The 12,862-nt window shown below is 35.8% G+C and carries 14 protein-coding genes; 6 read left to right on the top strand and 8 right to left on the bottom strand.

The annotated features are described in order from the left end of the window. A complete protein-coding gene (locus tag RLO81_RS11745; protein WP_350111709.1) occupies positions 1-1,095 on the top strand; it encodes a DUF4249 domain-containing protein in 1,095 nt (364 codons plus the stop codon). Between the two features lies 1 nt (position 1,096). After that, positions 1,097-3,358: a hypothetical protein gene (locus tag RLO81_RS11740; protein ID WP_350111707.1), complete on the top strand. Its 2,262-nt coding sequence runs from the start codon at positions 1,097-1,099 to the stop codon at positions 3,356-3,358. Here RLO81_RS11740 and RLO81_RS11735 read toward each other — a convergent pair. The 3 genes from RLO81_RS11735 to rimO are packed head-to-tail and all read right to left on the bottom strand — an operon-like array spanning position 3,327 to position 6,762. Further along, a complete protein-coding gene (locus RLO81_RS11735) occupies positions 3,327-3,884 on the bottom strand; it encodes a 5-formyltetrahydrofolate cyclo-ligase (RefSeq protein ID WP_350111705.1) in 558 nt (185 codons plus the stop codon). The two genes, RLO81_RS11740 and RLO81_RS11735, sit on opposite strands and share 32 nt — an antisense overlap. Next, on the bottom strand, positions 3,874-5,439 hold the full coding sequence (bshC, locus tag RLO81_RS11730; RefSeq protein ID WP_350111703.1) for a bacillithiol biosynthesis cysteine-adding enzyme BshC: 1,566 nt from the start codon (positions 5,437-5,439) through the stop codon (positions 3,874-3,876). The genes RLO81_RS11735 and bshC overlap by 11 nt, the downstream gene beginning before the upstream one ends. Before the next feature lie 15 nt (positions 5,440-5,454). Continuing rightward, positions 5,455-6,762 (bottom strand): 30S ribosomal protein S12 methylthiotransferase RimO, encoded by a 1,308-nt coding sequence (gene rimO, locus RLO81_RS11725; RefSeq protein ID WP_350111701.1) that lies wholly within the window; start codon positions 6,760-6,762, stop codon positions 5,455-5,457. An 84-nt stretch (positions 6,763-6,846) separates the two neighbouring features. Here rimO and RLO81_RS11720 point away from each other — a divergent pair, with 84 nt between their 5' ends. Both RLO81_RS11720 and RLO81_RS11715 read left to right on the top strand, forming a co-directional pair. Next, complete coding sequence (locus RLO81_RS11720) at positions 6,847-7,308, top strand: DUF6452 family protein (RefSeq protein ID WP_350111699.1); 462 nt, start codon at positions 6,847-6,849, stop codon at positions 7,306-7,308. Next, the gene (locus RLO81_RS11715) at positions 7,283-8,017 is read left to right on the top strand and encodes a DUF6048 family protein (protein ID WP_350111697.1); all 735 of its coding nucleotides are present in this window, start codon (positions 7,283-7,285) and stop codon (positions 8,015-8,017) included. Before RLO81_RS11720 ends, RLO81_RS11715 begins: the two co-directional genes overlap by 26 nt. A 175-nt stretch (positions 8,018-8,192) precedes the next feature. Here RLO81_RS11715 and RLO81_RS11710 read toward each other — a convergent pair whose 3' ends face one another. The 5 genes from RLO81_RS11710 to rpmB form a co-directional block, all read right to left on the bottom strand. Next, entirely contained in the window at positions 8,193-9,059 is an 867-nt protein-coding gene (locus tag RLO81_RS11710) for a hypothetical protein (RefSeq protein ID WP_350111695.1), read from the bottom strand. 68 nt (positions 9,060-9,127) lie between these two features. After that, positions 9,128-10,084 (bottom strand): signal recognition particle-docking protein FtsY, encoded by a 957-nt coding sequence (ftsY, locus tag RLO81_RS11705; RefSeq protein WP_350111693.1) that lies wholly within the window; start codon positions 10,082-10,084, stop codon positions 9,128-9,130. Positions 10,085-10,168: 84 nt separating this feature from the next. Next, complete coding sequence (locus RLO81_RS11700) at positions 10,169-10,324, bottom strand: DUF4295 domain-containing protein (RefSeq protein WP_350111691.1); 156 nt, start codon at positions 10,322-10,324, stop codon at positions 10,169-10,171. Between the two features lie 2 nt (positions 10,325-10,326). Further along, the gene (gene rpmG / locus RLO81_RS11695) at positions 10,327-10,509 is read right to left on the bottom strand and encodes a 50S ribosomal protein L33 (RefSeq protein ID WP_350111689.1); all 183 of its coding nucleotides are present in this window, start codon (positions 10,507-10,509) and stop codon (positions 10,327-10,329) included. A 20-nt stretch (positions 10,510-10,529) separates the two neighbouring features. Further along, entirely contained in the window at positions 10,530-10,769 is a 240-nt protein-coding gene (gene rpmB / locus RLO81_RS11690) for a 50S ribosomal protein L28 (RefSeq protein WP_205722418.1), read from the bottom strand. Between the two features lie 265 nt (positions 10,770-11,034). Here rpmB and rocD point away from each other — a divergent pair, with 265 nt between their 5' ends. Continuing rightward, on the top strand, positions 11,035-12,318 hold the full coding sequence (gene rocD, locus RLO81_RS11685) for an ornithine--oxo-acid transaminase (RefSeq protein ID WP_350111687.1): 1,284 nt from the start codon (positions 11,035-11,037) through the stop codon (positions 12,316-12,318). 3 nt (positions 12,319-12,321) lie between these two features. Then, on the top strand, positions 12,322-12,862 hold a 541-nt coding region (locus RLO81_RS11680), incomplete at its 3' end, for a hypothetical protein (protein ID WP_350111685.1).

The raw sequence follows: 12,862 nt of genomic DNA, 5'->3' as shown, positions 1-12,862 counted from the left end.
ATGAAAAATTCTCTTCAAATATCGTCCTTACTATTATTTATGCTTTTTAGCTGCATAGACCCTGTTAATGTTGATGTTGAATCTGAAGCGGGGAATTTAGTTGTAGATGCCCTAATAACAGATGAAGAAGGGCCATATAGTGTTAAATTGTTTTACTCTACAGGATATTTTGATAATAGTCGAAGTAACCCTGCATCAGGAGCAGATGTGTTTATATTGGCTGGAAATGGTTCAATTATTCAATTAAACGAATCGTCAGCAGGATTATATACTACACCAACCTCGTTTAAAGGCCAAGTAGGTACTTCTTATGTTTTGAATATTACTCTTTCTAATGGTAAATCGTATCGATCTTTGCCAGAAACTCTTTCAGCCAATGCGGGAATAGATACATTAGCTTTTAGTTATGAAGTGAAAAATGAAGTAAGTAAAGAAAATGTAGTTACAGATTATGATGGCATCAATGTATTATTAACCACAGGCGATGTATCTGCGAGTCCATTTTATAGGTGGAGATACTCCGCTACTTACGAAATACTGACATTCCCAGAACAAAAAACAATAAAAGTGGAGCTGCAGACCATCCCAGATCCCCCGGCTTGTAGCGGATACATTTATGACGCATTAACCGAAACACTAATGCAAGTGGCACCTTGTACTTGTTGCAGATGTTGGGTTGATGAATTCTCTCAGAAAGTTATAGTATCCAAGCCCGAATTTATTTCAGGACAAATACAAAATTTTAATATTGGTTTCATTAGAGACGAAAAAGGACGCTTTGGGTTCAAATATTATATTGAGGTTGAGCAATTGTCCTTATCGAAAGGTGCGCATGAATTTTGGTCACAAGTAGAACAACAACAAAATCAAGGATCTTTATTCGATCAACCAACGGGTAGAATTAAATCCAATATTCAATCAATAGATGATCCTAATGAAATTGTGCTTGGTTATTTTAGTGCTTCTTCAGTTAAAAAAGTCTCTGGATTTATAACTTCAGCGTTGTTCCCAATAAATGTTTCAACAGGTGACATTATTCAAGATGACTGTACAAAACTTCCGAATTCTACCAATCAAAGACCACCATTCTGGTAATATGAAAAAACTTCTAACCATATTATTGTTCGTACTAACCAACATTGCAGTAGCTCAAAACCCTGCATCAAAAATTACTTTTGATGTGGATAAGCCATTTTATTTCAATAATCAGGAGATAGAAATCAGCTATCAGCTATTAGATTATGAAAATAAGCCTACTCAATCTAAAGAGTTAGTTTATATACTTCTTAAAAATAAATTCAATGATGTAGTAGAACTGCAAAAGAACTTCGCTAAAAATGGCAAGGGCGAATCCAAAATATTACTGTCAAGCAGCCTGGCAACAGGCTATTATGAGTTAATCGTTTACACAAACCATATTTTAGGCTTTAGCGAAGACCAACTAAGCAGAAGAAGAATCCCTATTTATGATACAAAAGAGAACTTTACATTCAATGAAGTAGATAAACAGAATTATATTAAATTTTATCCTGAAGGTGGGCAGCTAATCGATAATATCCCTACGAGGTTGGCTTATTCCTACACCCATAATTGCGAGCAACCTTTGGCAAGCATTATTGATGATCGTGAAAAGGTAGTAGCAGAACTAGAATTATTAAAAATGTCCGGTTTCGGCAGCTTCTTCTTTAAGCCAGAAAGTGGCCGGACATATCTGGTAAAACATACATGTGACTCAGTTAAAAACATCGCAAGTACCATCCCCAAAGTAATCGATGAAGGTATCTCTCTGAGAATAGATGATCGGCAAGATTATTATCTCTTAATAATACAAAGCACGGGTAACATTTATCATAATGACAGTTTAACTGTACGAGGTTATTCTCAAAAAAATATGGTTTATGAATCCAAAGCTGAATACAAAAGAAAAGGGTTGGCCATCAAAATTGATAAAAACTCGATGCCTGAGGACCATTTATCATTTCATGTTTTTTATAATGAAACCTCTGTTGCAAACAGATCTATTTACAATAATATAAATGTGAATATGACGCCACTTCCTATTGATAGCATTTTACCTACCTCAACGAGCCATGATATATCATTTAAAGCGAATAAAAATATCAAGTATCTGAATGCTGAAATCTTACCCTCTGAATGGCTAACTGCAAGTGAGGAAAATATATTTTACTTAAAAAATCTACCACTGAATTTGCTATCAAGCAATAATGAATTGAAACAATCACTTGATAACTATGCAATTAGTATGTCAAAATCAATTGATAACAATCCAACGACTAAGACCCAAAGAACTCCAGAAGAATACTTATACTTGCGAGGTGTCTTAAAAGACTCAAAACCCCTGCCGGATTCATCTCAACTTTATCTGTTTATTCCAGGAGTGAACGTAGTTTATCAGGCAGATTTAGACAGCACTGGTTATTTTGAGTTCCCATTACTGGTTGAATTTTACGGCAAACAAAAAATTCCGTTTTATGCTTTTTCAGAAGATCATAAGTTTGATGAGCCTCTTATAGAATTAGATGAAAAGGTCCCTTCGATATTACTTCGTTTAACTGATGAAGTGCCTTGGACAGTAGCTCATGATTCCGAACTTAAAAACATCATTCAAAATAATGAGATTCAAAGTATTTACAACTTTTATCAACCTGAAGAAATTGCTGTTGAAAAAAGCCTTGAATTTAACATTAATGAATTAATTCGGGATCCTGATTCTGATTATGACATGACAAAGTATAAAGTATTCCCAACGATGACTGATGTGATTAAAGAAGTATTAAATGGCCTGATGCTTCGTAAAAGAAAGGGAGAATATACGCTGAGAATGTTTTCTGAAGATCAATTAAAGGTGTACAAAGAAGCTCCGTTTGTGTTTATCGACAATAGGCCAACCAAAGACATCGATGAGATTTTAGCCATTGATCCAGAGGATATTCTGCGTATTCAAATATTTAACAGACAACAAAAGTTGGTAAACCTGGGTCCTTTTGGCGATGGCGGCTTAGTAGTTATTAACTTAAAAGAGTCCGCCAGAACAAATGATATTACACAAAGTGGCAATTACTTTGAAGCTACTGGTGTAACAAAACCAATAACTCAACCAGCAGAAAAATTGGCGAAGGGAAATAACCTACCGGATATGAGATCTACATTACTTTGGGAAAGCAACCTATCTTTTCCTGATGGAAATGTTATAATACCATTTCAGACTTCTGACAGACCCGGAAATTATACTATTTTAATCAAGTATATAGATGAGAATGGCCAACTTGGTTTTGCTATGAAAGAAATAAAGACAGTTTTCAAACCTAAAAACCTTTCATCTGCTCGTAAGGAGTAATCACCCCATCCAGTTTAACATCCGTTATTTGCATATAATCAATTTTATCAAGCAGTGGCTGAAGTGAAACACCTATTTTTATGGCACTAGTTTGAGCCAAAAACCTGTCGTAGTAACCTTTGCCATATCCAATTCTATGCCCCAATTTATCGGCAATAATTAAAGGAACGAAAACGAGATCAACCTGCGTAGGGTCAACCTCTTGGCCATTATGAGGCTCCATTATTCCCCATTTATTTTGAAGCATTTTTGTTTCTGAATTAAAAATAAAGTGCTTCAATTCACCATTTTTTTCAGTCTTAGGAACAGCAAATTTCTTTGCCGCATACTTTTCTACTAATCCGGTTAAATCAATTTCCCGTTTACTTTTGATTGGTACAAAAATGTGTACGGTTTCTGGTTTGATTTTATCGATTAATACTGACGCAGCGCCAACAACTAGGTTGTTCCTCAGGTCATACTCCTTATTTGTAAGTGTTAATCGCTTGGCAAGATATACTTCTCGTAAAACCTGCTTACTCGCCATTTGAAAGTATGTAAAACTTAAATTCGAACGGGTCGAATTCAGAAATTAATTGCTTAATCAACTGCGGATTTAAAAGGTAAAAGTTCAAGAAATTATCTCTTCGTTCTTGTAGTGAACCATTTGGAAAAAGCACTTCTAAAACTGAATCTACCTGTCCTATTTTCTCTGCTTGTTTGCGCTTCTCAGCTCTGATAAACTTCTTTTCGATTGTATCCAACTTGGCCTTAGTGATTGTGCTTTGTGCATCAACATGATCTACCAAGGTTTGATCAATAGATGCTGCCTGTTGTTTTATCTTGTTAAACAAACTAATCAATTCGTCTTTTTGCCCATTTAGCAATACCTTCTCAGAAGTGTTCGATAGCGTTATTTGTTTATGTAGTTCATGTTTAGGTTTAAACAATTCAGAATAATTTAATCCCGTTTTGGCTATTTTATCATTGATATGTTTGGGTAGTATGGCAGCAAAATTTCTAGGCATTAGAATAGGTAAAGGTACCCGATAGTGTTCAAACATATCCTTCAATTGAAACCAATAAACCACCTCAGCAGGCCCTCCAATGTAAGCCAGATTAGGTAATACTACTTCCTGATATAAAGGTCTAAGAACAACGTTCGGGCTAAACTTTTCAGGAGCTTTATCCAAAACTTTGAGTATTTCACCTTTTGAAAAACTCAACTCGGTATTTAGAACATGATAATTACCTTGGTCATCTTTCTCGATGCGTTCTCTTACGCCTTTATCCAGATAAAACAGATTAATGTCTCGTGCATAAATTTGAGTCTTATAGCCTAATTCATCAATTTTTGCTGATGTCTCAGCCACTAATTTCCCTACAGTATGATTAATCAAATCATCCTTTGCGACGTTAGAAAATAATGATTTTAACTGGCTCGAATTACCATCCACAACTACTAATCCTTCATCGCCAAACAATTCGTGGACATATAAACGAACGGCTTCGGCTAGTGTCTTACCTTTTGAGTACGCCTCCTTAAAAAACTTAGGAATACCTGGTACAGAATCACTTAATTTCTTCAGCTCAACTATTTCAAACTCACCTACTGCGCCAGCTTGGGTAGTTTCCCAAACGTGTTTTTTATTATTTAGCCAGAAGTATTTTATCTCATCGTAATCATGATCCTCAGAAGCCATCCAATAAACCGGCACAAAGTCGTATTCGGGATATTCAGCCTTTAGCAACTGACATGTTTTAATGACAGATGCTATTTTATAAATGAAATATAATGGGCCCGTAAAAATGTTTAATTGATGGCCCGTAGTAATAGTGAAAGTTTTTTCAGATGCTAGTTTTTGAAGCGAGGTGTTTACTGCTTCTTTAGGAGTACTATTTTTATATTGGTCGGCTAAAACACTACAAAGTATTTTTCTATTTTCGGCACTAAATTTCTTCTCCTCAATCTGTTTCTTAAAGAATGAAATATTCGGGTAACGATTATAGAACTCTCTTATCTTTTCAGATCCATTTATATAGTCTAAAAATAAGTCTGAAAATCGATTTGTTTCACTAAGTTCTATAGTTGCTAATTTCATTTAAGCCAATTTACCCTAAACCACCTCTCCGTATAAATCGAACTCAGTGGCATCATTGATTTTTACATTACAGAAATCTCCTAACCTCACATGACTTGCTCCATCAATGATCACTTCATTGTCTACTTCAGGAGAATCAAACTCCGTTCTTCCAATAAAACTTCCACCTTCAGCTCTATCTATCAGCACTTTAAAAGTCTTATCAATCTTCTCCTGATTGATATCATAAGAAATTTTTTCCTGTAACTCCATTACGGCATTGGCACGCTCTTGTTTCACTTTATCAGGAACATCATCCTTAAAATTATATGCATGGGTATTTTCTTCGTGCGAATAGGTAAAAATTCCTAATCTTTCGAATCTAGATCGTTCAACAAAATCAAACATTTCTTGAAAGTCCTTTTCCGTTTCTCCTGGATAACCGGCAATCAATGTAGTTCTCAGGGCTATTCCGGGTACTTTTTCCCTAATGGTGGCAATTAATTCTTCTTGTTTTTCACGCGTTGTACCGCGTCTCATGGCTTTCAATATGTTGGTAGAACCATGCTGCAAGGGCATATCTAAATAGTTACAGATGTTTGGATGATCAGCCATTACATCTAAAATATCGAGTGGAAAGCCAGTAGGAAAGGCATAATGCAATCGCACCCAATCTATACCTTCAACATCTGCGAGGTTCTGAAGTAACTCTGCCAGGTTTCTTTTCTTATAAATATCTAACCCGTAATACGTGGAGTCCTGAGCAATTAAGAGCAATTCTTTGGTGCCATTTTTGGCCAAATTTTTAGCCTCCAATACTAACTCCTCAATAGGTTTAGAAATATGATTGCCTCGCATTAATGGTATGGCACAAAATGAGCAAGGCCGATCACAACCCTCTGCAATTTTTAGGTACGCGTAATGCCCAGCTGAGGTTAAGACTCTTTCACCAACTAACTCTTTTTTATAATCTGCCTTAAAACGTTTAAGCAACAATGGTAAATCCCGTGTTCCAAAAAAAGCATCTACTTGCGGAATTTCCTTTTCCAGATCGTCTTTGTATCGTTGAGACAAACACCCTGTTACATACAACTTTTCTACCAGGCCTTCACTTTTGGCATCTGCATATCGTAAAATTGTATCAATTGACTCTTGTTTGGCATTGTCTATAAACCCACAAGTGTTTACAATTACAATATTAGCATCATCATTTTCGGCCTCATGTGTGGTGTCAATCTTGTTGCCACGCAGCTGAGTAAGCATTACTTCCGAATCAACTAAATTTTTAGAGCAGCCCAGCGTTACTATATTAACCTTATCCCTACGTCTCGTTTTTGTTTTCAAATCCTTGGTTTTTAGATGGCAAAATTAAGAAAATTTAAATTGCTTCTTGATTGAATAGGGTTCGGTTATATTTGCAGCCTAATAATGAAAAACACTTTCCTCAGTATATTATTTTTTATTGCTCTATTTTTCAGCTGTGATGAACCTGATTGCATCCTTCAAGGTGGAACAAGTCTGCGAATAGGCTTTTATAATGTGCTAGATGGGTCTGAGCTACCATTACGAATTAATCTACTTCAAGTAGAAGGTATTGATGAAATACTTCTTGAAGATACTATTGACATTGAATTTGTAGTTTTCCCAATAGATCCGGCTGACAATCAGATTACCATTTATTTCGATACTGAGTTTGGAACGGATACCCTTACAGTAAACTATAAAAAAACTGCACGGCTTATTTCTGAAGATTGTGGTACTGAAGTAATCTATAATGGAATAGAAGTTGTAAGAAGCGACTTTGATTCAGTAAGAGTTTTTAATGCCAGTATGGAAACCAATTTTCTTAACCCAACAACTGTAAATGAGAATATTAGAGTATACAATTAGCTTTCTATTAATTGTGTGCTCATTAAAAGCAAGCGCACAGGTAGATTCCATTGCTACTGATTCTAGTACTGTTAACAAGTTTATACCTACGGGAATACGTGTTGGCTTGGACTTAGTAAGCCTAGGACAAGGTGTAGTTGATAAGGGGTTAAGTGCTCTTACACAGGCCGATGTAAGACAATGGAAAATTTCAGCTGATGTAGATTTCTACCGCTATTTTTTAAACCTTGAATACGGAATTTTTGAACGACAATGGAACGGGCCAAATGATGCTTCTATTTACCAGAATAAAGGCAATTTTTTCAAAGTAGGTGCTGATATAAATTTCTTGCATCGAGACCCCGACCAGAGCGCACTATTTTTTGGTATAAGATACGCTCAAGCCAACTATGAAGATAGGCTTATCTATGATTATACCAGCGACTTTTGGGGCAATGGCACTGAGAGCTTACAAAACCCAGCATTAAGAAGCAGTTGGTATGAACTTACTACTGGTTTAAAAGTGAAGCTTTATAAATTTATTTGGTCTGGCTATACAGCCAGATTTAAATTTAGCGTGAATGATAATTACTCGAACAATGAATTGGCTCCACTTTGGATTCCAGGCTATGGGCGAGCAACAGAAGAATCTCTTTGGGGATTTGAGTATTGGTTAATCTTTAAAATTCCATTTAGAGAATACACCCCTGCGCCTAAAAGAAAAGACTAACCAACGTTTTGGCTAGTCCTTCCACCTACATAAAACCTAAACCTTCAATTTTATTGCATTCCGTGACAAGAGTACAATCAAAATGAAATTTCCTACGTTTTAATTTAAACGAAATTCTTAAAGTTTTTTTTCAAAGTAAATACCTAAAACTGGGTATTTTAAAATAGCTGAGGTATTAATTAAATGCTGCTTTTGAGCTTTTGTAGGTAAACACAATAAGCATTAATACAAAGAGGAGTGTTATGGCCACACCAAATAAAAATACATATTGCCCATTTTGAACCATTGCCAATGTTTTATTTTCAGATAATGTGTTTAAATCTTGAAAGTTCTTTTCAAGGGTTAATTGACTTTGTCTGAATTCAAATTTTTTACCTGAACTACCAAAGTCGCCAATCATCTGCGTATTGTGTGCAATAGTGTTAAATTCCTGCTGATAAGAGTCTAATAATTTAAGGTAACGCTGATGAGCCGGCTCCTTTTTTAACTCATCCATTTTTTCATTAAAAAGGCGTACATACCTGTCGTCCAACCTTAACAAAAAGTCTTTTTCGTGCCTTCTAAGCATTAGGTAATGCTTCATAGGGATAGTAGTCTCTGTTTCTATCTGATGGGCATGTTTCCTCATATCACCTATAATACCTTCGTCCTTAAAACCCCTTTCCAGAATTAACCCAATGAGCAGCTCGTGTTGCTTGTTATAGTTTTGGAACTCCTCGTGAATACCTCTTAACAGGTTTGCACTAATAAATTGCTCCTCCCCAATAAGATTGAATTTCTCATTAATGGTGTGGATTAGTTTATTGCGAGCGTCCAAAACTGAGCTTTTGCCAGACTTATAAAACATTTCATTGGCCTCTTCAAACTCAAAAAAGTAATTATCCATTGAAAAGAGCCGTATCAGTTCCAATTGTAATGATTCTATGCTCTCATCATAAATTCTAGCTCTTTCAATTTCTTTAAACTGATAAAATGAAATTGCCGATAAGATCACAAAAATTACGATCAGAAAATTTAATCCAAATAATATTCTTGCTTTCATTTCCAACTAGCGAGGCGCAAAAATACTAAAATGTGAAAGAATGAATCGAAGACTATGTTAAGTTAAGGTTACTTCTTAAACAAAGAATCTACAAACTCGGCTTTGTTAAATACCTGTAGATCATCTACTTTCTCACCCACACCAATATATTTAACGGGAATTTTAAATTCTTCTGAAATACCAATGACAACGCCTCCCTTGGCCGTTCCATCCAATTTGGTAATTGCCATAGAAGTAACTTCAGTGGCTTTCGTGAATTCACGCGCCTGAAGCATGGCATTCTGCCCTGTGCTACCATCTAATACCAGCATAACATCGTGTGGAGCTTCTGGAACAAATTTTTGCATCACTCTCTTAATTTTGGTCAGCTCGTTCATCAAATTCACTTTATTGTGAAGTCTACCAGCGGTATCAATGATTACTACATCTGAGTTGTTCTTTACACCATACTCCACCGCTTCGAATGCGACAGCCGAAGGATCTGTATTCATGCCTTTGGCAATTACAGGTACTCCAACGCGCTCACCCCAGAGTTTAATTTGATCTACTGCGGCAGCTCTAAACGTATCCGCAGCACCAAGTACAACATTGTAACCTGCATTCTTGTATTGTGCTGATAGTTTTCCAATGGTGGTTGTTTTGCCTACGCCATTTACTCCCACTACCATTATCACATAAGGCTTCTTTACATCTGGCAGTGTAAAGTCTTTTAAATCTTGGACATTATTTTCTGATAGCAGGCCTGCGATCTCTTCTTTTAATATTTTATCGAGTTCTTCAACGCCTAAATATTTATCCTTGGCCACACGCTCTTCTATACGCTGGATAATTTTAATTGTGGTGTCAACTCCCACATCAGAGGTAATAAGCACTTCTTCCAATTCATCTAAAACATCCTCGTCAACTTTAGACTTACCGGCAACTGCCTTACCTAATTTTGTGAAAAAGCTTTCTTTTGTTTTCTCAAGACCTTTGTCTAAAGATTCCTTCTTTTCCTTTGAAAACAGACCTCCGAATAGCGCCATGAGTTTTATATTAAAATATCAACCATAAATAAAGCAAAAAAGTCCCAATTGGGACTTTCTAACCTTTCGATATTTCTCAATATCTTAGTTTTTTTTCAACGTATCTTGAACTTGGTCAAGCGTTACAATCTCTTCTCTAAAAGTGTAAGCACCAGTCTTTTCAGACCTTACTGCTTTGATCACTTTTGCGAAATTTTTACCTTCCTTTTTTTGGAGTGATGCTACTACTTTCTTAGCCATGATTATTTAATTTCTTTGTGAACAGTCATTTTCTTTAAGATTGGATTGTACTTCTTAAGCTCCAATCTATCAGTGGTGTTCTTTCTGTTTTTTGTAGTAATATATCTTGAAGTACCGTGCATACCACTATTTTTATGCTCTGTGCACTCTAATATTACCTGAACTCTGTTACCTTTCTTTGCCATAATACTATATTTTTAATCGGTTATACTAATGTATTACCGTTAGCTCTAGCTTTTTTTAACACAGCAGTGATGCCATTTTTGTTAATTGTTCTTATCGCAGAAGTTGACACTTTCAACGTTACCCAAGCATCCTCCTCAGGGATATAAAATCTCTTTTTCTGAAGATTAGGGTAGAATTTTCTCTTCGTTTTATTGTTTGCGTGAGAAACGTTATTACCTACCTGAGGTCTTTTCCCTGTTATCTGACAAACTCGTGACATCTTTATCTAAATTTAATAACTAAATCCTCTTATAATTTTGGGTCTGCAAATATCGAAAAAACAAATTTAATTACCAAAAGGGTCTCACAAATAAAATTGTGAATATACAATTTCAATAACATCCTTACTATTTCATTCATTGATTTACTTCTATTTCGTTAGATTTGGAGTATAGGATGATTTCTCTCCAAAATCAATAAATGAGGAAAGGATGGCTGCTCTCCGCGATGATGTAGTTATGTATAATTATTAATCCTTTACAAGTATGGAAGCTATCATAAAAGAAAAACTATCGTCTCAAGAATTAATAAACCTGGAAGATAAGCACGGTGCGCACAACTATCACCCGCTACCGGTTGTATTGGCCAAAGGGGATGGAGTTTATGTCTGGGATGTGGAAGGCAAAAAATATTATGATTTTTTATCGTCCTATAGTGCAGTAAATCAAGGCCATTGTCATCCTAAAATTGTTGGCGCATTAAAAGAGCAGGCCGAAACCCTTACGTTAACTTCAAGAGCATTTTATAATAATGTATTAGGCCCTTTTGAAAAATACCTAACAGAGTATTTTGGGTTCGATAAAGTACTACCAATGAATACTGGTGCTGAGGCTGTTGAAACTGCCCTCAAGATTTGTAGAAAGTGGGCGTATGAGAAAAAAGGAATTCAAGAAAATCAGGCCAAAATAATTGTGTGTGATGGAAATTTCCATGGTAGAACAACCACCATCATCTCTTTTTCAAATGATGAGGGTGCACGTAAAAACTTTGGTCCTTACACTCCCGGGTTTATTAAAATACCATATAACGACTTAGATGCACTTGCAAAAGCTGTTAAAGAAGAGAATGTTGCCGGATTTTTGGTAGAACCTATTCAGGGTGAAGCAGGTGTATTCGTTCCAGATGAAAATTTTGTTTCTGAAGCAGCTAAAATCTGCAAAGAGGCTGGTGTATTATTCATTGCTGATGAAATACAAACGGGTATCGCACGTACTGGTGGTTTGCTAAGAGTATGTGGTGATTGTACTTGTGAACATAAATGTGAGCAACAATCTACTTATACCAAGCCAGACATGTTGGTTTTAGGTAAAGCCATTTCAGGTGGTGTTTTCCCTGTTTCTGCTGTATTAGCAGATAATCACATTATGGAAGTTATTAAACCAGGGCAACATGGCAGTACATTTGGTGGTAATCCGCTAGGTGCAAAAGTGGCAATAGCGGCCTTAGAGGTGATTTACGATGAAAACCTAATTCAAAATGCACGTAAGCTTGGCACTATTTTCCGTGAACGGATGGAGAAATTCGTCCAGTCCAATGATTTGATTAAGCTTGTGAGAGGCAAAGGCTTATTAAATGCCATTGTTATTAATGATTCTCCTAATAGTTCTACGGCATGGGATATTTGCGTAGCGCTAAAAGAAAATGGCTTGCTTGCTAAGCCAACTCATGGTAACATTATTAGATTTGCTCCTCCTTTGGTTATGACTGAGGAACAACTTCATGAGTGCTGTGATATCATTGAAAAAACTATTAGAAATTTCTCAAAATAATATATGGAATACACCTTTAAAAATAGTCCGAAAGATCACTTGAGGACTATTTTTTTGCGAGACACCAGTTTGATTATCAGCTTTGATGGAGCAAAGTATGAGTATCCCTATAAAGATATTAGTAATGTATGGCTGAACAACCCTGGTGGTTTTTGTAGCCCCGGTGAGTTTTCATGCACACTAAATATAATAGATCAAAAACCTATTTACATCTCCAGTAAGAATTATAATGAAAAAGGTGAGGTAATTGAACAATCTAACTTCTATAACTCATTTGTTAGAGTGATTCACATGCATCTGGGGACGAATACTTCAGCTTCCTTTAAATTTGGAACACAACCAAAGGCCTATATCACACGAGTGGCCATTATTTTAATGATTTTAGCGGGATGTATTTCAAGTATTTTGTATACCGATATTAATCCCATTATTCTGATACTGCCTTCTGTCGTTGGTATTTTTGTTACAGTATGTGGATTAAAATTTTGTATTACACGATTTCCAAAAGGCTATAACCCACGTAACATTCCTTTAAATTTATTAC

This window comes from Fulvivirga sp., assembly GCF_040220315.1.
Taxonomy (GTDB): Bacteria; Bacteroidota; Bacteroidia; order Cytophagales; family Cyclobacteriaceae; genus Fulvivirga.
This window is presented reverse-complemented; position numbering and strand designations above follow the sequence as displayed.

Bases quoted from the DNA above. Each gene is read 5' to 3' on its own strand.
- rocD (WP_350111687.1), top strand. From the start codon at position 11,035: ATGGAAGCTATCATAAAAGAAAAACTATCGTCTCAAGAATTAATAAAC.
- bshC (WP_350111703.1), bottom strand. From the start codon at position 5,439: ATGAAATTAGCAACTATAGAACTTAGTGAAACAAATCGATTTTCAGAC.
- RLO81_RS11700 (WP_350111691.1), bottom strand. From the start codon at position 10,324: ATGGCTAAGAAAGTAGTAGCATCACTCCAAAAAAAGGAAGGTAAAAAT.
- RLO81_RS11735 (WP_350111705.1), bottom strand. From the start codon at position 3,884: ATGGCGAGTAAGCAGGTTTTACGAGAAGTATATCTTGCCAAGCGATTA.
- RLO81_RS11740 (WP_350111707.1), top strand. From the start codon at position 1,097: ATGAAAAAACTTCTAACCATATTATTGTTCGTACTAACCAACATTGCA.
- rpmB (WP_205722418.1), bottom strand. From the start codon at position 10,769: ATGTCACGAGTTTGTCAGATAACAGGGAAAAGACCTCAGGTAGGTAAT.
- RLO81_RS11745 (WP_350111709.1), top strand. From the start codon at position 1: ATGAAAAATTCTCTTCAAATATCGTCCTTACTATTATTTATGCTTTTT.
- rpmG (WP_350111689.1), bottom strand. From the start codon at position 10,509: ATGGCAAAGAAAGGTAACAGAGTTCAGGTAATATTAGAGTGCACAGAG.
- RLO81_RS11720 (WP_350111699.1), top strand. From the start codon at position 6,847: ATGAAAAACACTTTCCTCAGTATATTATTTTTTATTGCTCTATTTTTC.
- ftsY (WP_350111693.1), bottom strand. From the start codon at position 10,084: ATGGCGCTATTCGGAGGTCTGTTTTCAAAGGAAAAGAAGGAATCTTTA.
- RLO81_RS11715 (WP_350111697.1), top strand. From the start codon at position 7,283: ATGAGAATATTAGAGTATACAATTAGCTTTCTATTAATTGTGTGCTCA.
- RLO81_RS11710 (WP_350111695.1), bottom strand. From the start codon at position 9,059: ATGAAAGCAAGAATATTATTTGGATTAAATTTTCTGATCGTAATTTTT.